17 protein-coding genes are annotated in these 20,936 nt (G+C 43.1%); 8 read left to right on the top strand and 9 right to left on the bottom strand.

Annotation, left to right across the window (positions count from 1 at the left end):
- Window positions 1-61 precede the first annotated feature (61 nt).
- Window positions 62-346, bottom strand: coding sequence for a peptidase (locus V7L12_RS01020; RefSeq protein WP_335081296.1), 285 nt, complete (start codon window positions 344-346; stop codon window positions 62-64).
- A 271-nt stretch (window positions 347-617) separates the two neighbouring features.
- On the opposite strand from V7L12_RS01020, the gene V7L12_RS01015 reads away from it, so the two are divergent.
- The 6 genes from V7L12_RS01015 to V7L12_RS00990 all read left to right on the top strand — a co-directional run bounded on the left by V7L12_RS01015 (window position 618) and on the right by V7L12_RS00990 (window position 9,593).
- Complete coding sequence (locus tag V7L12_RS01015) at window positions 618-1,046, top strand: DUF4363 domain-containing protein (protein WP_335081294.1); 429 nt, start codon at window positions 618-620, stop codon at window positions 1,044-1,046.
- A 160-nt stretch (window positions 1,047-1,206) separates the two neighbouring features.
- Window positions 1,207-1,857, top strand: coding sequence for a sigma-70 family RNA polymerase sigma factor (locus tag V7L12_RS01010; RefSeq protein ID WP_335081292.1), 651 nt, complete (start codon window positions 1,207-1,209; stop codon window positions 1,855-1,857).
- 343 nt (window positions 1,858-2,200) lie between these two features.
- Window positions 2,201-4,924, top strand: a complete 2,724-nt coding sequence (locus tag V7L12_RS01005; RefSeq protein WP_442947860.1) for a CHAT domain-containing protein — start codon at window positions 2,201-2,203, stop codon at window positions 4,922-4,924.
- Window positions 4,925-5,217: 293 nt separating this feature from the next.
- Window positions 5,218-6,186 carry a DUF1822 family protein gene (locus V7L12_RS01000; RefSeq protein WP_335081288.1) on the top strand — a complete coding sequence of 323 codons (969 nt, stop codon included), beginning with the start codon at window positions 5,218-5,220 and terminating at the stop codon, window positions 6,184-6,186.
- Window positions 6,187-6,373: 187 nt separating this feature from the next.
- Window positions 6,374-8,740: a CHASE2 domain-containing protein gene (locus V7L12_RS00995; RefSeq protein ID WP_335081286.1), complete on the top strand. Its 2,367-nt coding sequence runs from the start codon at window positions 6,374-6,376 to the stop codon at window positions 8,738-8,740.
- 49 nt (window positions 8,741-8,789) lie between these two features.
- Entirely contained in the window at window positions 8,790-9,593 is an 804-nt protein-coding gene (locus V7L12_RS00990; protein ID WP_335081285.1) for a DUF928 domain-containing protein, read from the top strand.
- Between the two features lie 111 nt (window positions 9,594-9,704).
- Here V7L12_RS00990 and V7L12_RS00985 read toward each other — a convergent pair whose 3' ends face one another.
- Window positions 9,705-11,807: a M3 family metallopeptidase gene (locus tag V7L12_RS00985; RefSeq protein WP_335081282.1), complete on the bottom strand. Its 2,103-nt coding sequence runs from the start codon at window positions 11,805-11,807 to the stop codon at window positions 9,705-9,707.
- 503 nt (window positions 11,808-12,310) lie between these two features.
- On the opposite strand from V7L12_RS00985, the gene V7L12_RS00980 reads away from it, so the two are divergent.
- A complete protein-coding gene (locus tag V7L12_RS00980; protein ID WP_335081280.1) occupies window positions 12,311-13,267 on the top strand; it encodes a hypothetical protein in 957 nt (318 codons plus the stop codon).
- A 308-nt stretch (window positions 13,268-13,575) separates the two neighbouring features.
- On the opposite strand, the gene V7L12_RS00975 is transcribed toward V7L12_RS00980, so the two are convergent.
- Both V7L12_RS00975 and V7L12_RS00970 read right to left on the bottom strand, forming a co-directional pair.
- The gene (locus tag V7L12_RS00975) at window positions 13,576-15,396 is read right to left on the bottom strand and encodes an ABC transporter ATP-binding protein (RefSeq protein ID WP_335081277.1); all 1,821 of its coding nucleotides are present in this window, start codon (window positions 15,394-15,396) and stop codon (window positions 13,576-13,578) included.
- An 87-nt stretch (window positions 15,397-15,483) separates the two neighbouring features.
- Complete coding sequence (locus V7L12_RS00970) at window positions 15,484-16,284, bottom strand: DUF6816 family protein (protein ID WP_335081275.1); 801 nt, start codon at window positions 16,282-16,284, stop codon at window positions 15,484-15,486.
- A gap of 116 nt (window positions 16,285-16,400) precedes the next feature.
- Here V7L12_RS00970 and V7L12_RS00965 point away from each other — a divergent pair, with 116 nt between their 5' ends.
- Window positions 16,401-16,739 carry a carbon dioxide-concentrating mechanism protein CcmK gene (locus tag V7L12_RS00965; RefSeq protein ID WP_335081273.1) on the top strand — a complete coding sequence of 113 codons (339 nt, stop codon included), beginning with the start codon at window positions 16,401-16,403 and terminating at the stop codon, window positions 16,737-16,739.
- Window positions 16,740-16,744: 5 nt separating this feature from the next.
- Here the strand turns inward: V7L12_RS00965 and V7L12_RS00960 are convergent, their stop codons facing one another.
- The 5 genes from V7L12_RS00960 to ffh form a co-directional block, all read right to left on the bottom strand.
- Window positions 16,745-17,149 carry a ChuX/HutX family heme-like substrate-binding protein gene (locus V7L12_RS00960; protein WP_335081271.1) on the bottom strand — a complete coding sequence of 135 codons (405 nt, stop codon included), beginning with the start codon at window positions 17,147-17,149 and terminating at the stop codon, window positions 16,745-16,747.
- Window positions 17,150-17,198: 49 nt separating this feature from the next.
- Window positions 17,199-18,152: a PhoH family protein gene (locus V7L12_RS00955; protein ID WP_334824000.1), complete on the bottom strand. Its 954-nt coding sequence runs from the start codon at window positions 18,150-18,152 to the stop codon at window positions 17,199-17,201.
- A gap of 408 nt (window positions 18,153-18,560) precedes the next feature.
- Window positions 18,561-18,995, bottom strand: a complete 435-nt coding sequence (locus V7L12_RS00950; protein WP_335081269.1) for a KH domain-containing protein — start codon at window positions 18,993-18,995, stop codon at window positions 18,561-18,563.
- The gene (gene rpsP, locus V7L12_RS00945) at window positions 18,958-19,218 is read right to left on the bottom strand and encodes a 30S ribosomal protein S16 (RefSeq protein WP_012409382.1); all 261 of its coding nucleotides are present in this window, start codon (window positions 19,216-19,218) and stop codon (window positions 18,958-18,960) included. The genes V7L12_RS00950 and rpsP overlap by 38 nt, the downstream gene beginning before the upstream one ends.
- Before the next feature lie 194 nt (window positions 19,219-19,412).
- A complete protein-coding gene (gene ffh, locus V7L12_RS00940; protein ID WP_335081266.1) occupies window positions 19,413-20,876 on the bottom strand; it encodes a signal recognition particle protein in 1,464 nt (487 codons plus the stop codon).
- Between the last annotated feature and the right edge of the window lie 60 nt (window positions 20,877-20,936).

The raw sequence follows: 20,936 nt of genomic DNA, 5'->3' as shown, positions 1-20,936 counted from the left end.
AAAGTAACGTGTTGTTATAAATACTCTTCACAGAACCTCTAAAATCTCGATTAAGCTAATCTTAATTATTGATATCGCTCCGTTTTTTGCGATTTAATAACCCAGACATACTTATTCCTGTCACCAGCAAACCAATCAGCCCCAATCCATTAAGAATCGGATAAATTGCTTCTAAATGTAAGATTTCTCCTGTATGAATTCTTAACAGCAAACTAGAAGAAAGCCCAGTATCAATTGGCCATTCCTTAACAATAGTCGTTAACATTCCAGTCAATACAGTTAATATTAAAGGTAGACAAATTATGATGCCAATCGTGCGGTGATACTTGCGAAATGATCGTTTCATAGTCATTTTTCAGAAAAGTTAGTATTTTGATATTAGTGGTTATTAAAATTAGGCGTTACTGAATTATGGGAAAATCATGTTTTTCTCCTGGGTTTTTGAGTTTCCAATGTATGTTTTTACTTTTGTAAACTTATTCTATAAATAAGTATAGGGTTAAGTGATATATTTATCTAGAAGGACTAGCTCCATAAATGTTGCTATTAATGCTGGCAAACAGCAGACTATTCACTTTCGTGAATTACAGCTTAATAATGAATCGAGGAGTTTTACAATGAAGCCTTTTCAACTAATGTCGAGCCTTGCGGGTATCAGCTTGCTAGCTTTGGTAAGCTGCAACAGTCCCGAACAACCTACTACCCAAACTACCCCACAGGTGACTCCTAATGCTAGTGCAGCATCAGCCCCAGCGACAACATCCACTACAGGTAATAGTAGTTTATTAACTATAGTATCCAAAACTAAAGCCGCAGTTACATCTGGCAACTTTGTTGAAGCTAAAAAAGAATTTGACAAATTTGAGGATGCTTGGAAAGAAGTTGAAGACGGTATCAAAGTTAAATCTCGTAATAATTATGAAACTATAGAGACAAATATGGATCAGGTTACAGGAGAACTTAAAGCTTCTAAACCCCAAAAAAACAAATTATTGACAACATTGCAGTCATTAGAAAAAACTATTACTGCTGTTTCAAAATCTTAACTAAATACGCATTCAAGTCATTTTGAATGCATCGCAGCTCTCCCTACCCTGAATGTACTCATAGGGTAGGGATAAGAGCAGTAAATTGACAAAAGGTAATTCTTTCGGGTGTTGTTATACGCAATACTAAGATATTCTTGCTTTCTTCGCCAAGATTGTCATGGTTCAATTCGATGAACAGCTACGCCGCTTAGTTACAGAAGCCTGTGGACACCAACCTGGAAGCCCTCAGCGTCAGAAGCTGCTCACGCAAATTATTCGCTTGACAGCAAGTAGACTCTGGAGGGAAACTACTCCCTACTATCAAGACGCACTACAACAAACTTGGTTGTATTTCTGTCGCAATGTTTGTGAAGGTTTGACAGGCCAAACCTACGATCCCAATTATGGCAGTGTGATCACCTGGCTGAATGCTTACCTAAAACGGAGACTACAAGACTTTTACCTTAACCAGAACCGAGAACAAGCCACAACAGTCCCTCTGAGAATTCGTCAGTCTACATCTGGTGGAACAAGTGAAACTATTGATCCTGTAGATAACCTACCGGCTAGCCCCCAAGCACCTCCGATTTTGGAAGACTTGGAGATATGGACGAAGACAGATTCGGATGGGGAACTGCGCGGTACTTACATTAAAGGGCGTCCAGATGTAAATTGTCAGGTGTTAATTCTCAAACGCTTACCTCCAGAAGTTAGCTGGAAAGATTTATCTGAAGAATTTGAGTTGTCAATTCCGACATTAAGCAGTTTTTATCAACGCCAATGTTTACCGCGTTTGCGTAAGTTTGCAGAATTGGAGGGATTATTATGATCGGTGCTGTTAGTGAATAGCTAGGGTTGAGCCAGTGCTGGGTCAGAAGTAGTACTGATGAATCTTCTCACTTTCAGCCGAGGTATTAATTCCGAGGAATTAATTTTATACCTAAGCCTAGTTAATTTTACTTTTTACTCAGCACTATTTCGGTGGGGTTTTGTTTAAGGTTTGCGATCGCCTTTTAACTATACTTTGCTAATCAAGTTTCACTGCGATCGCAACAAATAAGAAGATTGTGGAAGTTCAAAGATTGGTGAGGGATGGGAATGGTAACATTACCCTGTTAGCCTAATAGTTCATCCTATGTGTTTCTGGTTATCACCTACCTCTCGTCATGCTTATGGCTAAAACAACTAGGATTTTTGGCGCGAATTCTCTAAAGTTTAAAAACAGGGGTCGGGAAACTGCAAGGACGCGCTGGCTCACCCCCCTAGCTCACTTTTTACGTTTGCCTTTGTACTTCCTGGTCGCTTTGCTATGCATTGTCGGTTCACCAGTGCTAGCAAAAGTTCCTAGCTCAATCAATTCTTCATCCCAACTGCCAATAAACAGTCTGACATCGCTGGCTGTACCCACTGATGCCGCCTCACTCCTACAACAGGGCAAAGTTTTATACAGTACTGGCAAATTTGCCAAAGCTGTAGAAGTATTACAACAGGCTGTCCAAATATATAAGCAGCAAGGGGAGAGCCTTACACTAGCAGCGACACTCGGTAATCTTTCCCTAGCTTACCAGCAACTCGGTGCATGGAGTCAGGCGCAGCAAGCAATTACAGAAAGCTTAAATTTACTCCAACGACTGGATAAAAACCAAAATCTGCCAATATTTGCCCAATCACTAGATATTCAAGGTCGTCTGCAATTGGCAATGGGACAGTCTGAGGCGGCTTTGGCAACTTGGCAGCAGACAGAAGAAATTTACAAACAAGCAGATAATAAAAGTGGCGTGGTGCGATCGCTAATCAATCAAGCACAGGCGTGGCGCACCCAAGGATTTTACCCGCGGGCGATCAAAACACTCGATCGAATAAGTCAGACGTTAAAATCTCAACCAGATTCTATAGAAAAGACAGTGAGTTTGCGATCGCTCGGTGATGCCCTTTTGGTATTGGGCGATTTGAAAAACTCACGCCAAGCATTAGAACAAAGTCTGATAATTGCTCAAAATCTACAATCAAGCGCTGATATTGCAGCTAGTCTGTTCAGCTTGGGGAATAATGCCCGTAAACAAAACCAAAAGGAACAGGCGATCGCTTATTATCAACAAACAGTCGCAGTATCTCCCTCACCTCTAACAAAAGTTCAAGCACAACTCAATCACCTGGGACTACTGATTAAAGATAAAGAATGGGCAAAGGTTCAAACTCTTTTGCCGTCGATTGAGTCCCGCCTCGACCAAGTCCCCCTCAGCCGTGCGAGTATTTACGCTCAGGTTAACTTTTCACAAAGTTTGGCAAAAGTCAAGAGTGGTGTATTACAAGCGTCAAGTCAGAGTTTTTACTCAGGATTAAGTACAAAAGACTCAGCAAAATTACTCGCTAGTGCCATCCAGCAATCCCGCAGTTTAAGTGACAAGCGGGCAGAGGCTTATGCTCTGAAGAGTTTAGGCGGCTTGTACGAAGAAACCAGACAGTGGTCAGAAGCGCAAGACCTGACCCGGCAAGGATTAGCTTTGGCACAGAGTAGCAATGCACCAGAAATTACCTATAGCTTGGAGTGGCAGTTAGGTAGATTGCTTTGGGCACAAAAAAATATTAATGGTGCGATCGCCGCTTATGATGCTGCTGTAGACACTCTTGAGTCTCTCCGCAGAGATTTAGTAGTCAATAAAGATGTAGTCAACCAGGATGTGCAATTTGACTTCCGAGACAGTGTAGAACCCGTCTACCGCCAGTCAGTAGAGTTACTGCTGCAATCTCAAACAGGAAAACCCAATGAAAAAATATTGGAGAAAGCACGCCAGCGGATTGAAGCACTCCAACTAGCAGAATTAGACGACTTCTTTCAAGAAGCTTGTCTGCAAGGTCAGAAAGTAGCCCTCGATCGAGTAGTAGACAAAGATAATACCAAGGCCGCCATCCTTTATCCAATTATTCTTCGTGACGAACTCCAGGTAATTGTCAAAATTCCTAAACAACCTCTGCAAAGCTACAGTACCAAAATTTCCCAAGCAGAAGTAGAGAAACTCTTAATAGAACTGCGAAGAAATCTTGTCAATCCAACTGCTACTAAGATCGTCCAAACCCAATCGCAAGAAGTTTACCGCTGGCTGCTTAAACCCCTTGAGTCACAACTGCAAAAAAGTGGCGTCGATACGTTAGTGTTCGTCCTAGATGGCCCATTACGCAATTTACCAATGGCAGCTCTCTACGATGGTAAACAATACTTGGTAGAGAAATATGCGATCGCCCTGAGCGTCGGTCTACAACTTCTTGACCCAAAACCGCTGGTAAAACAGCAGCTCAGAGCGCTAACCGCAGGACTAACTCAGCCGCCGCCAGGATTTCCCAAGTTTGCACCATTGCTAGCGATCAAATCTGAATTTGACGGTATTGCTAAAGCAGGAGTTTCGACAACCAGCCTACTGGATGGAGATTTTAAGAAAAAGAATTTGGAAAGTGAAATTGGTGCTGCTTCATTCAACATAGTGCATTTGGCAACCCACGGTCAGTTTAGTTCCCGCCTTGAAGAGACTTTTATTTTAGATTTCGATGGTCAGATCAATGTCAAAGATTTTGATACTCTCTTCCGCAATCAGAGTAAAACCGTAGTAGAATTATTAGTCTTAAGTGCTTGCCAGACAGCAACAGGAGACAGCCGTGCAGCACTTGGTCTAGCAGGAGCAGCTGTCCGAGCTGGGGCACGTAGTACCATAGCTTCCCTGTGGCAAATTGATGATCAATCAACAGCGATGTTTGTTAGTGCCTTCTATCAAGAACTCAAGAGTGGCAAAATCACCAAAGCCGAAGCAGTCCACCGTGCCCAGCTACAACTACTGAAACATCCCAACTATAGAGCGCCAAGCTTTTGGTCTGCCTATGTATTGATTGGTAATTGGTTGTGATTTGAGGAGCCAATCTTCCTAATTGATCGCTCAAATTGTACGTTCAAAATTTGGCAAACTATCTGCTAGTTGATAAGCCGCTTTTAGCAGCTTGAAGCTATCTTGATAGAAGTATAAATACTCAAAAGCTCTATCTCCCAGATCATTTGAATATACAATATTTTAATTTTATGGAATATTTTTACCTAATCCCCAGTCCCCAATTCTCTTTTTCCAGTATTCAATTTTGTGGCATAAATTTATTGAATGCGGGTGATATATACATAGCAGCATTGAACCCTAGAAATTGACTTATGAATAACTCCACCTATCAGCTAGATGATTTCGCTTTAACATTGCCGATTTCCCAAACAGCTCGCATAACTGCCCAGCAATTTGCTAACCAGCAACCAAATCCTGAAAAAGCAGAGCAAGTCCGGCTGAATACTTTAGCTGTATGGGTGGTGAATGATTACTTGCAGATGATGGATATTCCTACCGATCTTCAAGCTAGTGACAGTTGGAACCCGATCATGCGCCTTTGTGGGGATGTCGCTGATTTAGCAGTGCCCTCGATTGGCCGTCTGGAGTGTCGCCCCGTGCATTTGCATCAGCAGATATGTTCTATTCCTCCGGAAACTTGGGAAGAACGGGTGGGTTATTTAATAGTTCAATTTGATGAATCGCTCGAAGAAGCAAGGCTGCTTGGTTTTATCCCTAGTGTGGCAACTGAAACACTGCCTTTAGCGCAACTGCAACCATTGGAAGCGTTTATTGACCACATCTGGCAACTGCGTCAATCCCCACTTAATTCATTAGTGAATTTGAGTCAGTGGTTTGCTGGTATATTTGAGACTGGCTGGGAGACTATTGAATCGCTGTGGAACGTGCCGGAACTCAGGTCAACTTATGCCTTTCGCAGTGTTGAAACTTTGGAATTAGATACTCTCAAACAACCAGAATCAATTACAAAACGGGCAAAAGTGATTGATTTAGGTATCCAAATCCACAACCAACCTGTGATGTTGATTGTGGAAATCAGCCCCGAAAAAGATCAACAAACTAGTATTCATCTCCAATTGCACGCCACTGGAAATCAAATCTACTTACCACCAGGAGTTCATCTCACTGTTATAGATAGTTCAGGAGCAATATTTCTCGACGCTCAATCTAGAAAATTAGACAACTATATTCAGTTGCAGTTTCGTGGTGAACCTACAGAGCAATTTAGTGTTAGGGTAGCCTTGGATAATACCAGTATTACCGAATATTTCCGAATTTGAAATATGTAGCTATCTTCCTTCTTTGTCGGTAATTTATTAAGTGATAACTCATTAATTAAAAATTAAAAATTAAAAATCCAAGCCAGCTTTTGGGGATTTTGAAAAAAATCTGTAGACGCTTGCTTGTGAAGCTTGCGATCGAACATTAGAACAGGGCACGATCTTGCATGGGGAGATAGCGACGGTTATGGGTAAATTAGTGGCGATCAAATTTGGAGAGGGTAGTTTTGAGCAGGGGTTTGCTGTCACCCTCCAAATTGGTGAAGAACACGAGCGTGCTGCAACCGAAATCACCGGGAGGCTACCTTCATTCCCGGAAATGCCGCTCTATTATAGTCATTGGCAGTCTAGTTATCGGCAGATAGGCAATCGTTATCGCCTCCATGCTGATCAAATGCAGGTGACGAATGTATCAATGGTTCAAGACTGCGAAAACGCTTCTCATATTTTGCGGGCACGCTTTAATACCTGGCTGCGAGCAGAGGAGTTTCGCCCTTTGAGGGAAAAATGGTTAGAAAGATTATCGTCCAGCGACGAAGTACGGGTGATTCTGCAAACAGAAAATAGCCAATTGCAGCTATTACCCTGGCATCTGTGGGACTTGTTAGAACGCTATCCCAAAGCGGAAATTGCCCTTTCTTCACCATCCTATGATCGCATTCCCAAGCCACGCACTCTCAATCAATTAGTCAATATTTTGGCAATTGTGGGCAATAGTAAGGGGATTGATACCCAAGCTGATCAAGCTTTACTGCAACAGTGTAGTAACGCAGAGGTGAGCTTTTTGGTAGAACCACAACGTAAGGACTTGACAGACCATCTCTGGGGAAAAAACTGGGATATTCTTTTCTTTGCCGGACACAGTTCCAGTCAGGGAAATGGAGAAAGTGGACGAATTTACCTGAATAGAACTGATAGTCTTACCATTGGTGAGTTAAAGTACGCTCTCAAAAAAGCCATTGAAAATGGTTTGCAATTAGCTATATTCAACTCCTGTGATGGATTGGGTTTGGCGCGAGAATTGGCTGATTTGCAAATTCCTCAAATGATTGTCATGCGCGAACCCGTCCCAGATCAGGTTGCGAAGGAGTTTTTAAAGTATTTTCTCCAAGGCTTTGCCGATGGCGAGTCTTTATATCAAGCGGTACGCCAAGCGCGGGAACGCTTGCAAGGACTTGAGGATAGATTTCCTTGTGCAACTTGGCTACCAGTAATTTGCCAAAATCCGGCGCAGATACCACCGACTTGGGATGAATTAAGGTCTACAAAATCTGAAGATGAAGATAAAGCAAATTTACCTTTGTCTAACAGACGCAGATTTAAGAGAACTGTGTTATCCAGCTTGGCAGTTACAGCTTTGGTTTTTGGCGTGAGATTGCTGGGATTGCTAGAAAATCCAGAGATTCAAGCCTTGGACCTGATGATGCGATCGCGCCCCGCAGAAGGACTCGATCCCCGACTGTTGATCATCACAATTGACGATGACGATCTGGCGACTCAAAGACAAAATGGCGAGTCCTTGTTTGGAGCTTCTATTTCTGAAAAATCTCTCAATAAACTCTTAGCAAAACTGAATCAATACCAACCTCGCGCGATCGGCTTAGATATCTACCGTGATTATAAGGCCAAAGAGCCAGATTTAATTACTCGTCTCCAGCAAACTCAAAACTTGATTGGCGTATGCAAGGGGAGCGATAGAACAGAAAATATCAAAGGTACTAAGCCACCGCCAGAAATCCCCCCAGGAAATCTGGGATTCAGTGACTTTATTCACGATCGCGATGGAGTTATTCGTCGGCATCTTCTGTTCATGAATCAGGAGACGACATCATTGTGTTCTGCTCCATATTCCTTCAGTTTACAACTAGCATCCCTTTATCTGCGCCCTTTAGGAATTCAAACAAAGTTCACCCCTGAAGGAAATTTGCAGTTGGGTAAGACTATTTTTCCGAATCTGAAGTCTCGTACTGGTGGCTATCAAAATATTGATGCTAATAGCGGTCAAATCTTACTCAACTATCGTTCTTCAAAAGAAATAGCCGAACAGGTAAAGCTAACGGAATTTTTATCTAGTCCGGTTAACCCTAACGCCATCAAAGACCGGATTGTTTTGATTGGTGTGACTGCAAAGGGGGATTCTCCAGACACCTGGCCTACACCTTATGGCATTCCTTTTGACAAGCAAATGCCAGGAGTACTGGTACAAGCTCACATGGTCAGCCAGATCCTTGGTGCAGTTCAGGATGGGCGGCCGTTGCTGCAGGCTTGGTCATGGTGGGCGGAGGTAGTCTGGATTTGGGGCTGGTCTTTGATCGGGGGAATCCTGGTTTGGCGCAGGCTTTCCTTACCCTGGTTGGCATTGGCAATCAGTGTTACTTCTAGCGTTTTGTATGTAGTTTGCTTTGGTCTGTTAATTTCAGGTGCTTGGGTACCTTTTGTACCGTCAGCTTTATCGCTTGTAGCTATGGCGAGTTTAATGTCAATTTATAATCATTCAAAAATAAAAGTCCGGGCGGGGAATCGGGAGCTAAAGGAGATGAGGCAGAATAACTAATGTCTAATGTCCAATCTAAAATCCTAAAATCGTATGAGGTCAGGTTTCTATGAATTTAAATTCACAACCGATAAAACTGTTTTTAGTAGTAGCTTTTAGTTGTACAAGTTTATTAGTTAGCCTGACTCCAATACTGGCAAAACCAACTCCTAATCGCTCTGACGCTAAAACAACCCTTGCTCAAGCCACAACTTTTACTCAACCTCCAATTCCACCTGGCTCCCCTCCTGGAGGTCGTGTTCGTGGTGGAGCAAAGCGCGGGGGGCCTAGTGGATGTCCTTCACCTAAAATTGACTTGACTGCTTTAGTACCCTTTACTCAGGAAGCTAACTCTGTAATTAATGTCTGGGCACAAACAACAGTAGAACATCCAACTTGGTTTTTCTATGTGCCATATACTAAAGATTCGCCATATACAGTTGAATTTGTGCTGCAAGATCCAGACGCTAACGAGGTATACAAAAAAGCGATCGCTCTACCGGATAAGCCAGGAGTCATCCGCGTTTCTTTGCCTAGTACTGCTCCCGGTTTAGCAGTAGGCCAACAATACCGCTGGTTTTTCACCATTAACTGTGACAAGCAACAGAATGCTCCCCCAACTTTTGTTGAAGGGGTAATAAAACGAGTTAACCTAAGTCAAGCAACAGTCAAAGAAATAGAAACGGCAGAACCTCTAAAGCGCTATGCTCTCTATGCCCAAAATGGGATATGGTACGAGGCGCTGACGATGTTGGCTGAACTACGTCAAAAAAATCTTCAAGATGCAGCACTGAAAGCAGAGTGGCGAAATTTGTTAAGCAGCATCCGCTTAGATGATGTTGCCGGAGAACCAATTCTTCCAGGAACACCTTAAACTAACGTGCGCCTCCGTTGGAGACTCACGTTAAACTAGGAAAATAATATTTAGTTAAGCAAAGATTTGATGTAGAGACGTTGCAATACAACATCTCTAAAGAGGTATTGTTTAGTGTGCAGCAGCACTCACTAAACCGTTGTGCCTGAGCAAAGCGATCGTACTTGGTTCACGACCCCGGAAAGTTTTAAACACCTCCATTGGATGCTTGCTACCACCGAGTGCTAGCACCGTATCCCGGTAACGCCGACCTGTAGCTTTTATCGCTTCTTCATTTTCTAGCCCAGCTTCTTCAAAAGCGGCAAAAGCATCAGCACTAAGTACCTCAGCCCATTTGTAACTGTAGTAACCTGCTGCATAACCACCCTCAAAAATGTGCCCAAAAGAACACAACATTGAATCTTCTGGAAGTGGTGGTAAAACAGTAGTAGTCTTGGCTATGCGATGACGCACATCTGCTGGAGTTTCATTGCTACCGGAACGATAGCGGTAGTGTAGTTCTAAATCAACACTGCTAAGGTGAATTTGCCGTAACATACCAGTACCACTCATATAATTACGCGCCGCTAGCAGCTTTTGATAATAATGCTCTGGCAGGGCTTCTCCAGTTTCGTAATGTTTAGCCATGCCAAACAAAGTGGGTCGCTCATAACACCAGTTTTCCATAAACTGACTAGGTAGTTCCACTGCATCCCATTCCACATTATTGATGCCTGCGGCTCCAGCATAGTCAACCTTGGTGAGCATGTGGTGCAATCCATGACCAAACTCGTGGAATAAAGTCTCTACTTCATAGAAAGTCATCAAACTCGGTTTGCCATCTACTGGGGGAGTTTGGTTACATATCAAATAAGCCACAGGCAACTGGATGGCAGCACCATTTTCAGTTTTGGCACGATTGATGCATACATCCATCCAAGCACCACCGCGTTTTTCTGCTGGACGGCTATAGGGGTCTAAGTAGAAGTAAGCGATGGAAGAACCAGTTTCATCGGCTATTTTGAAATAACGGACATCCTCATGCCATACTGGGGCTTTACCATCGGCAGGGGTTACTGTAACACCAAATAGCCGCTTAACAAGTCCAAACAAGCCATCTAGCACTTGGGGAAGGGGAAAGTAAGGACGTAATTCTTCAGCGGTAAAGGCAAATTTTGCTTCTCGTTGGCGTTCTGCCCAAAAGCTGATGTCCCAATGTTTTAAATCTTGATATTCTTCTCCATAAGATGCAGCAAAAGCTTGGAGTTCTTTTAAGTCTTTGACAGCAGCATCATAACTGGCCTGGCGTAGTTCTTCTAATAGTGCTTCGACTGCCTCAACATTAGGAGCCATTTTACTTGCAAGGCTCAACTCGGCAAAACTCTTAAAGCCAAGTATATCTGCGAGTTCTTGCCGTAACTCCAAAATACGCCCAATTAACGGATTATTATCTAAATCGCCACTAGAAGCGCGAGTGATATGAGCTTTGTAGAGCTTTTGGCGCAAATCTCGACGGGTGCTGTGTTGCATGAAAGGGCCGTAACTGGGAAAGTCTAAAGTAATGCGCCAAGGGCCATTTTCTGGTGTCGCGTTCTCTTCTCCAGCGGCACGTGCAGCTTGGGCAGCTAAACTCACCAAACTTGGTGGTAAACCGTCAATTTCCGCTTTTGTAGTCGGGGTTAAGCTAAAGGCTTTCGTGGCATCAAGTACATGGTTAGAGAATTTAGTAGAAAGTTCTGCCAACTCCATCTGAATGGCGTTAAAACGCTCTCTTGCTTCTCCTTTTAAGCCAACACCAGAAAGTTCTGCATCTCGAATGGCGGCTTCTACAATGCGCTGTTGGGCTAATTCTAAAGTTGCCCAACTATCACTGCTACGGAGTGCCTTAAAAGCATTGTAGATGGGTTGGCTTTGACCGAGTTTGTTGATAAATTGTACAACTAGTGGCTGTACGATTTCATGAGCTTCGCGCAGTTCCGGGCTATTTTTAACACCCATTAAATGATTTACCGCCCCCCAACTCCAGGTAAGCCGTTCTGTCAGCTTTTCTAAGGGTTCTACTAAACTACTCCAAGTGGGCTGTACACTAGCCTCTAAGGTGGCAAGTTGCTGGTCAAGTTCTGCTAGCAACTGATTGAAGGCTGGTACTACTCGTTCTGGTTTAATCTCTGCAAAGGGAGGTAAACCAGTGCCTTGGAGTAAGGGATTATCAGAAATAATGGTACTTGCACTCATAGTTTTGTGTGAACTGCGAACGAAAAAAATCATTGTTGATTTTTATTTATATATCTTCTAATGTAACGATCGCTGTGCTATTTAGTATTGCCATTGTGGCAAAAAGGTAAAAAAAAAGAGAATTCCTCACAAAAGTATCCCGATACGAATATTTTGTTTAGTTTATGAACACTTGGCATCAGGAGCAGAGTGCATTCACTTACCTGAATCTGACTAAAGGCGATGCCTATGGCGGGCTACGCCTACGCAAAAAGACGCGCTCGCGTACTATGTCAAACAGTTAACTCGTCCGTCAGCATGGGCGTTACCTTGAAAGCGCAGTTTCAGCCCAAGAATTCCACCTTTTCAAGGCGTGGAAGCATACAAATTAACTGAGCGTCAGCGAGTATCCTTACCAAACCAAAAAGGAAGGCTCCATATTTATGATATTATTTGGCAACTCATCTTTTTACTCGTAAAATCGAAGACAAGATCAAGGTCAGTAGAAAAGAGTCCCTAAATTAATGAATACGTTAATCAGTCAGGGTGGAAGAGCTATCACTAAATTTCGGGTGGTAGACCGGATAAACGATATCGCGTGGCAAGCTCACCAAGGCAGCGTTGCGGCGATTATTCAGCTATTGAATGAAAAGCTAGCCCAGTCTTGTGTCAGAACTAGAGCCATTTTTTCTGATGGTGTCTTACAAATTCTGTGCGAGGCAGCTAAAGTAGAGCAACTAGAGCAATCTCCCCTGGTAGAACAAATCCAGCAAATTCTTGAGTCTATCGCCCCCCGTCACATTCGCCGCGTCAAGATCAACAGTCGGATTGTTCGAGAACAACAATTGTTGTGGTTAAAAGAAATATATAGCGATCGCGAGAATCAATTGCTTTGGTCACAGGAAATTACATTAATTCAGCCAAATATTGTAAAGCAATTAATTAAAGATTTCACAGAAGCTCAAGCTGAACTAGGAAAACCAAATTATCCTAAAACTCAAGTCTCTCGTCCTTTAGTACTCATTAACAAAGAAAAATCCAAAAATAAACCTAAAAAAAAGATATTAGCAGCAGCTGGTTTATGCTCACTGTTGTTGCTTAGTTGGGTTGTTTATGCCCAGCTAGGTAATAAACTGAAAAACCTAATCCAACCAGAAACTTCCAAATCTTTAACTACAGAAAATACTAATGATAGGAAAGCCCAAACACCATCTCGCTCTCCTAACAATAGCTTTTCTGAGCCATCTGACGATCCATTTCAAATATCTGTGCGAATTGCCAACCAAGCTTCTGCATCTGGCAAAACAGCTACAACCTCAACTCAGTGGTTAGAGATTGCTGCTAAGTGGCAACGGGCTTCAGATTTAATGAGTACGGTGCCACAAACCCATAGCCGTTATCAAGAAGCTAAGATTCGTACTCAACTTTATAAAAAATACAGTGAGGCGGCACAGAAAGAAGCCGATAAGAGCAAATCTTAGTTTTTTCTGATTGGAAGACTTCGATTAGTAATTAGTATTCCAGCAGTAGGCAATGGATTATTTACTTTACTTATCACGCTTCATCCAAGCGCGTAAAACGAATTTAAATGGCTAACGTTTTTCTTGGGGAATAGGAGTAAATTCCCCACTTGATAATATTAGTTGTACCATCGAATAGGCGCGAGAGGGTTTTGGATAACACATATTTAATTTCTGGATATATCTATAAAAAAATCGACCTTATTGCGAATAAAGTCGATTGAATCTAGCGGATTCATTCTGTGGTCAATCTAAAAGGTGTATATCCCCTAACTCAGGAGTTCTCCTGTTTCTTGCAGGGAGTGCAAGCGGCGGTAAATACCCTCGTGACGCAAGAGTTCATCGTGGCTACCCACTTCTACAATCTTTCCTTGCTCTAGAACGACAATTTTATCAGCTTCCCTGACAGTGCTTAAACGGTGGGCAATAACAATGGTGGTGCAAGTGCCCTGAATCGATCGCATCGCTAGCTGAATTGAACGCTCAGACTCATAATCTAAACTAGAGGTGGCTTCGTCAAAAATCAGCACGTCTGGTTCCACTAACAACGCCCTAGCAATTCCTAATCGTTGTCTTTGTCCTCCAGATAACCTGACACCTCGCTCCCCCACGACGGTATAATAACCTTTGGGTAAATGCTGCACTACTTCATCAACTCTGGCAATTCTACAAGCTTCTTGAACCTGCTCCAAACTGGCATCTGGTCTGCCATAAGTCAGATTATCCAAGATAGTACCATTGAAAACGTCTACTTCTTGGTGAACGATCGCTAGCCTTCGTCTATACTTACCTACATTCAAAGTGCGAATATCTTGACCATCAATCAGAATTTGACCTGCTTGAGGTTCAAAATATCGCAACAGTAACTTCACTAAAGTAGACTTACCAGAACCAGAACGCCCCACTAATGCCACTGTTTGATATGGCTCGATCAACAAGCTGATATCTTGCAAAACTTGACGGTTGGCATCATATCCAAAACTGACGTGTGACAACTCAACTTTTCCGGTAAATTTATAAGGTGATTCTGTCTGGCTGCTCTCTTTTAAAAGACTAGCTGAATCAGATGCAGTTGGCTCTTGCAGAAATTCGTGAAACCGCAGCATCGGAGAATAACGACGCGCAAAAACTTCTGCCAAGCTACTAATAGGTTCTAATTCGGCATAAGCCATGCTAGAAAGAGTTAAGGTCATGACAAAGTGACCGAGAGAAATTCTCCCATTTACTGTTGCTGCTAAAGTCAAACCCAGAATTGTAAACACACAAAACTGAATTACAGTTCTTTGCCAAGTACCCAGTATTGTATAATCTTTGTGGATGCGATAATCAAGCACCAATAGTTCACGATCCAAACGTTGCTTTTGCCGTTTCAGTTCCCTCGATTCTGTAGCAAATGCTTTTACCGTTTTGATGTTGGTGATTAATTCAGAAGTGCGGCTTTCGGTGTTCTCTCCATATTTATCCAGACGACTTTCGTACCCAATTATCTGCTGTAAATTCTTCAAGCTGAAGCTGAGAATAATTACAAAGGAAATTAGATATAAAATTGCAATCCGCCACTCAATCAACAAGATAAACACAAAAATTCCCAGTACACGAGCCAGTTTAGGAATCAACTGTCCGGCAACTTCAGGGTAACTAAAAGTGTGGTTAGAAATACCTCTAGCTACTCTTCCGGCAATACGTCCAGGATTATTTTCATCATAAAATTCAAGTGGGAGAGTAAGAACTTTGGCGATCGCTGTTTCGTTGTTATCTCGACGCGATCTGAAAGCTATATCCCAATGAAACCAAATGGTTAACCAGGGTTGTGTTGGCGCTCTCACTACGGTGACAACGAAAATTAAACCCAGTAATACACCCAAAGATAGAGTTTTATTAACTGGGTAATTGGTTATGTCTGAAAAACTTGCGATCGCACTTTGAAGTGGTTTATCCAAAGGTTGATTAGACAAAACGTTTAAAATCTGCCCGATCGCGTAAGGTACAACTAAATCAATAATTTCGTAAATGCTAGATGCTGTAATACTGAAAACACTCAGCTTCCAGTAAGGGCGAAAGTAATTGACAGTATCTTGAAATTTTGCCATGATACACACCGTCCAAGAGCGCGATCGTAAACTTGGAATTTATATACTACAAGTGTATTACAAAGTAATCAAGAGCTAGATGAAAAATCACTCTTTGGGAGTAGTTGGTAGTTCTTGAGGGAAAAATTCGAGGCGATAGCGGTAGAGAGCAACTGGTTGAGAACCAGCTTTAAAGTAATCTGGATCTTGGGGTGAAAGATACACAGCAGTAACTTGATCTGCTTCAATCGCCGGATTAGATGTTGAAAGTTTATGATAAGCTGTAGTAGATTCTACAGAGTTTAAATAAGGGCGTGAACCGCCTTTAAATAGTTGTTGAAACACTTCTGTGGTGATGAACTCGCCATTAGGGGTAGTTTCTGTAGCGCGTGCAGTCACAATGGAAACTAGTTGGCGACTGCTACGCAAAAACGTAATTTGACGATTAGGTGAATCTGGATCTACTTTGACTAATAACACTGCTTCATCCCCTAAATAAGCTCTTGCCAAATTCAAGCTATTAAACGCTCTATCCGCTATTAAAATTGGGGATTTATAACCTATCTGAGGAAATATTTTTAACCCAGCAATAGGTGGTTGCTCTTTCATAAATCTTACTACAAAACTCACAGGCTGATTTAATTGTCGGCGATTACCTTCAAACCCTGGCGTTACAATCTCTGGTGCTAAAGGTGCAGCTAAATCTACTAAGGTACTTGTAACTTTCCAAGTACCAGCCATCCATTCCGGGTAAACTAAATCACCCGAAGCCGGTTGCACTGAAGTTAGTTTTTCCGATTGGGGAAAATTTGCTAATCTTTGAGACAACTCTCCTGCAAAAGCTTCACCACCCCACAGGAAGAATAAAAGCAGCAAGCAAAAACTCCAAATTACCTTTCTTACAAGCATTAGCAGTTGTGTCTTTAATGTTTATTATTTATCGATTAAAAATTAAGTAATTTTCTGTAAAAAATTAAAACTTTGTAGTAAGATGATTAGCCCTATCCCGAATTTATAGTGATAGCATGACATTGGCATTAGGCATGATTGAAGTTTATGGCGTTCCCACTGCTGTGGAAGTGGGAGATGCTATGTGTAAAGCTGCTCGTGTAACCCTCGTTGGTTATGAAAACACTGATTTGGGACGAATTCCCGTGTTAATTCGAGGAGTTATAGGCGAGGTGAATGTAGCAGTGACAGCAGGACTAAAGGCGGTACTGCGAGTTGACGGTGGCGAGGTACTTTCTTCTCATATTATTCCTCGCCCCCACGAAAATTTAGAATATATTTTACCGATTCATCGCAGCGTTAATATCGAGCAATTCAGTGCAGATATCCGATTTCCTCCACCCCTATCAGTTTAGCTGTATTAAATTTCTGCTGGTAAAGGTTCCCAAACTTCCCCATACTTCTGTTTTAGAGTTTTCCAAGCTTCCACTTGTCCTGGTTCATATTCTCCTGGTTTACCCCATTGTAAAAATAGGCTTAAAGCAGGCTCCTGTTTATCATCTAAAAACCGGATGGCATAGGTTGTAAAGTTACCTCTCTTCGCTTCACCTGTTTCAAATTTCACCTGAGTGATTTTATCCATATTCAAGTGAAACTCAAAGCCTTCAGTATGCATATTCGCATACTTACCTTTAGGCAATTCTGCATAAAATAACTTTTCTACTTTGCCTCGTGCTTCTAATACAGCAGCGCTGCTAGTAACAATTAAACGCAAAGTTCCCAAAGTCTTGCAAGCTTCTAAAAATTCTTTCAAAGTAGTACTCATAAATTGTTATCCTCTGTCAGTTTTTTGACTAATGACTAATGACTAATGACTATTTTTCGTATTGTTCATAAGCAGCAACAATACGCTGAACTAGAGGATGGCGCACAACATCTTTTTGGGAAAATTCGCAAAAGGCAATGCCTTCAACGTGTTTTAAAATTTGTAAAGCCACTCCTAAACCTGATTGTTGATGAAGTGGTAAATCAGTTTGTGTCATGTCGCCTGTAATCACCATCCGCGAACGGAAACCCAAACGAGTCAAAACCATTTTCATCTGAGCTGGTGTAGTATTTTGAGCTTCATCGACAATTATAAAGGCGTTATTGAGAGTGCGTCCCCGCATATAGGCGAGTGGTGCGACTTCAATCACACCGCGTTCCATTAAACTGGGTACTTTTTCTGGGTCGATGAATTCATAAATAGCATCGTAAAGTGGGCGAAGATAGGGATTAACTTTCTGTTGTAAATCTCCAGGCAAAAAACCGAGTTTTTCACCGGCTTCGACGGCAGGGCGAGTTAAAATTAGCTTTTCAACTTGGTTGGCAAGGAGTGCTTGCACGGCGACAACAACAGCGAGATAAGTTTTGCCAGTACCAGCAGGGCCAATCCCAAAGGTGAGATCGCGTTTACGGAGTGCGTCGATATATTGACGCTGGCGGAAGGTTTTGGCACGGACTTCTTCACCCCGGCGACTTTTGGCGAGAACATCTCGCTGTAAGTCTTGCAGTTCCCCTTGGCGATCGCTATCTATGGCTTGACGGGCTGTTAAAATATCGGCACTGGAAATAGTATTGCCTTTAATCCAGAGGTCTTCAAGCGATCGCACTAATCGAGAAGCCAGATCAATTTGCCCTTCAGTACCAGAAATTACTAATTCCTGTCCGCGTAGCACTAAAGCGGCTCCTGTTTGCCGAGATAGGATTTTGAGATTTTCTTCTCCTTCTCCGGCTAAAGCGATCGCACTGGTAATATTCGGCAGCTGAATTGTTAAGGCACCTGCCATAGTATTTCTTAATTGGTGAGGATCTGTATTTGACAAAGGTTAATTTTTTCTCGCTAATGGCGAAATTATGCTTTTATTTACCTACATTTTGGAAAAATTTTTGTAATAAATTAATCGGTTGTAGGGGCGTACAGCTTGCCCTCATCCCCTAACCCCTTCTCCCAACATGGGAGAAGGGGAACTGGAGAATTTACTCCCATCTCCCATGTTGGGAGAGGGGCTGGGGGTGAGGGCAAAACTCATGCACTCAGAAGATTTCATCTGAAGTTAACATCAATGCAAAGCTGTACGCTCCTACTGGTGAAGAGTTCAAAAAAAGATTTTTAGATCTTTTCGCTACTTTCCATCTTTATAAAAATTCTGAGCGGAGGTAACAACAACCGCTCAGATTTGCTGTCTAGTTTCAACCTAACGGAGGCGTGGTTTAACAATGGGTTTAGGCCCATCATTGGCACGCGGTTCTCTCTTAGTCGGCGGTGGCGATCGTTCTTCTGTCTCTTCATCAAAAGACATACCCTCGCGGCCCGGCGTGGTGCTGCCGTAGATATCCAGGTATGTTGATTGCCCAGCTGCTGTTGCGGCTGCGGCGATTACTGTACGAATCGCCTGAATATTGCGTCCCCCTCGACCAAACACTTTTCCTTTATCTGTGCTTTCAAAGGCGATGCGAACCCAAACCCGGTTAAGGGCCTGAGAAATTTCACAATCGACGCTTAATGTCTCTGGAGATTCCAAAAACGGCTGCACCAAAAACCGAACCAGCTCAACATAGTTGGGGCTAGCTGTTGGGAGTTTTGTTCCGAAATTATGATGCGGCTGTTGCACTGACCTGCTCAAAAACATTAGCTTTTACTAGAATGCGACGAACGGTGTCAGTGGGTTGAGCGCCTTGTTGTAGTCGCTTGACGATACCGGGAACGTCTAGTCGCACTTCATCAGTTCTGGGGTTATAAAATCCCAATTCTTCTAAGGGACGGCCATCGCGGCGAGCGAGGTTGTTAATGGCGACAATGCGGTAACTTGCTTCCCGCTTTTTACCGAATCGTTTCAAGCGCAGTTTGATCATGGTTGAAGAATCATTCTCCTGTTGTTAGATATTAGTTAGCAACTAATTGGTGAGGAAGTAACTTAAATCTGGCTGCTGCCGAGAAATTGAGGGTTAGTTTCCTCTGCTGATAAATTCTGAGGTCGAAATGCTAATTTTAGCACTGCCTAGCATTTGCTGCTATTAGTCATAAGTCATTAGTCCTTAGTTAATGACTAAAGATTGCCAAAGCCTTTTTTCTTTTTATCTTTGGGTTTTTTCTTTTTTGTGGCTGGGGCACCATCATAACCTCGCCATCCGGGGGCTGGGGGACGATTACCAGCACCAGCAAAGGCGTTGCCCATACCGCCACCGCCGAACATTCCCGGCATTCCAGGGAGGCCACCTTGACCCATTTGCTGCATGAGCGATCGCATTTTTTGGAAATCACCCACCAGTTTAGTTACATCTGACTCTCTATAGCCGGAGCCAGAAGCAATCCGCCGCCGCCGACTGGGAGAACTGGCTAATAAATCGGGGTCATGGCGTTCTTGGCGAGTCATGGAGTTAATCATCGCCTCACAGCGCTTTAACTGGGTTTCTCCTTGCTTGAGTTGATCGTCTGAAAGCTTGTTCATCCCTGGAATCATCTTGATCAAGCCTCCCAGAGAACCCATGTTCTTCAGCATCCGCAACTGCTTGAGAAAGTCAGTAAAGTCAAACTTCGCTGACAAAATTTTCTCCTGCATTTTCTCAGCATCGGCTAAATCAAACTCTTCTTGGGCTTTTTCTACCAGAGTTAGCACATCGCCCATACCCAGAATCCGCGATGCCATGCGATCGGGATAAAACGGTTGCAGTGCCTCGACTTTCTCACCCACGCCCACAAATTTAATCGGCGCTCCCGAAATCTTTCGCACCGAAAGCGCTGCACCACCACGGCTATCACCATCTAATTTGGTGAGAATCGCTCCAGTAATTCCGATCTGTTCATGGAAGGTGCGGGTAAGATTTGCGGCCTCTTGACCAGTCATCGCGTCCACCACCAACAGAGTTTCATGGGGTTGGACAGTTGCTTTGATGCGGGCTAATTCCGCCATCATATCTTCGTCAATTTGCAGGCGACCAGCAGTATCAATAATTACCGTGTTGACACCTTCTGCCCTAGCGCGTTCTACACCTTGTCGGGCGATTTCTACGGGATCGGCGTCGCTTCCTAGTTCAAATACTGGTACGTCAATTTGCTTACCCAACGTTACCAACTGATCGATCGCTGCTGGGCGATATACGTCTGTCGCCACCAACAAGCAGCTACGCTCTAATTTTCTCAGATGTAAGGCTAACTTAGCGGTCGCTGTGGTTTTACCAGTACCTTGCAACCCAGCCATGAGAATAATAGTAGGCTGTTCCTGGGCTTCTGCGATGGGAACATTTTCTTCTCCCATCACCTGCACCAGTTCATCATGAACAATTTTGATGAACTGTTGGTCAGGTCGCACACCGGTAATCACCTCGGCTCCCTGTGCCTTGGCTTCGACTTCGCTAATAAAATCTTTGACTACCTGGAGATTGACATCTGCTTCCAACAGGGCGCGGCGCACTTCGCGCAATGCATCTTGAATGTTGGATTGAGAAATTTTGTCCTGTCCCCGCAGTTTTTTCCAGGCGGATTCTAAACGGTCAGATAATGCATCAAACATAATGTAATTACAGGTAGTTCGCCAATGGAGAATTCTAAACCGCCGATGAATGCGATTTGG

The organism is Nostoc sp. (assembly GCF_036918245.1).
Taxonomy (GTDB): domain Bacteria; phylum Cyanobacteriota; class Cyanobacteriia; order Cyanobacteriales; family Nostocaceae; genus Nostoc.
Note: the sequence above shows the minus strand (reverse complement) of the source record. Positions and strands in the feature narration are given on the sequence as shown.

What these genes read in the sequence shown, in the direction of transcription:
- V7L12_RS01015 (WP_335081294.1), top strand. Translation starts at nt 618, where the DNA reads ATGAAGCCTTTTCAACTAATGTCGAGCCTTGCGGGTATCAGCTTGCTA.
- V7L12_RS00970 (WP_335081275.1), bottom strand. Translation starts at nt 16,284, where the DNA reads ATGCTTGTAAGAAAGGTAATTTGGAGTTTTTGCTTGCTGCTTTTATTC.
- V7L12_RS00950 (WP_335081269.1), bottom strand. Translation starts at nt 18,995, where the DNA reads ATGTTTTTGAGCAGGTCAGTGCAACAGCCGCATCATAATTTCGGAACA.
- V7L12_RS00955 (WP_334824000.1), bottom strand. Translation starts at nt 18,152, where the DNA reads ATGGCAGGTGCCTTAACAATTCAGCTGCCGAATATTACCAGTGCGATC.
- V7L12_RS00985 (WP_335081282.1), bottom strand. Translation starts at nt 11,807, where the DNA reads ATGAGTGCAAGTACCATTATTTCTGATAATCCCTTACTCCAAGGCACT.
- V7L12_RS01010 (WP_335081292.1), top strand. Translation starts at nt 1,207, where the DNA reads ATGGTTCAATTCGATGAACAGCTACGCCGCTTAGTTACAGAAGCCTGT.
- V7L12_RS01000 (WP_335081288.1), top strand. Translation starts at nt 5,218, where the DNA reads ATGAATAACTCCACCTATCAGCTAGATGATTTCGCTTTAACATTGCCG.
- V7L12_RS01005 (WP_442947860.1), top strand. Translation starts at nt 2,201, where the DNA reads ATGGCTAAAACAACTAGGATTTTTGGCGCGAATTCTCTAAAGTTTAAA.
- V7L12_RS00965 (WP_335081273.1), top strand. Translation starts at nt 16,401, where the DNA reads ATGACATTGGCATTAGGCATGATTGAAGTTTATGGCGTTCCCACTGCT.
- V7L12_RS00975 (WP_335081277.1), bottom strand. Translation starts at nt 15,396, where the DNA reads ATGGCAAAATTTCAAGATACTGTCAATTACTTTCGCCCTTACTGGAAG.
- ffh (WP_335081266.1), bottom strand. Translation starts at nt 20,876, where the DNA reads ATGTTTGATGCATTATCTGACCGTTTAGAATCCGCCTGGAAAAAACTG.
- V7L12_RS01020 (WP_335081296.1), bottom strand. Translation starts at nt 346, where the DNA reads ATGAAACGATCATTTCGCAAGTATCACCGCACGATTGGCATCATAATT.
- V7L12_RS00960 (WP_335081271.1), bottom strand. Translation starts at nt 17,149, where the DNA reads ATGAGTACTACTTTGAAAGAATTTTTAGAAGCTTGCAAGACTTTGGGA.
- rpsP (WP_012409382.1), bottom strand. Translation starts at nt 19,218, where the DNA reads ATGATCAAACTGCGCTTGAAACGATTCGGTAAAAAGCGGGAAGCAAGT.
- V7L12_RS00980 (WP_335081280.1), top strand. Translation starts at nt 12,311, where the DNA reads ATGAATACGTTAATCAGTCAGGGTGGAAGAGCTATCACTAAATTTCGG.
- V7L12_RS00990 (WP_335081285.1), top strand. Translation starts at nt 8,790, where the DNA reads ATGAATTTAAATTCACAACCGATAAAACTGTTTTTAGTAGTAGCTTTT.
- V7L12_RS00995 (WP_335081286.1), top strand. Translation starts at nt 6,374, where the DNA reads ATGGGTAAATTAGTGGCGATCAAATTTGGAGAGGGTAGTTTTGAGCAG.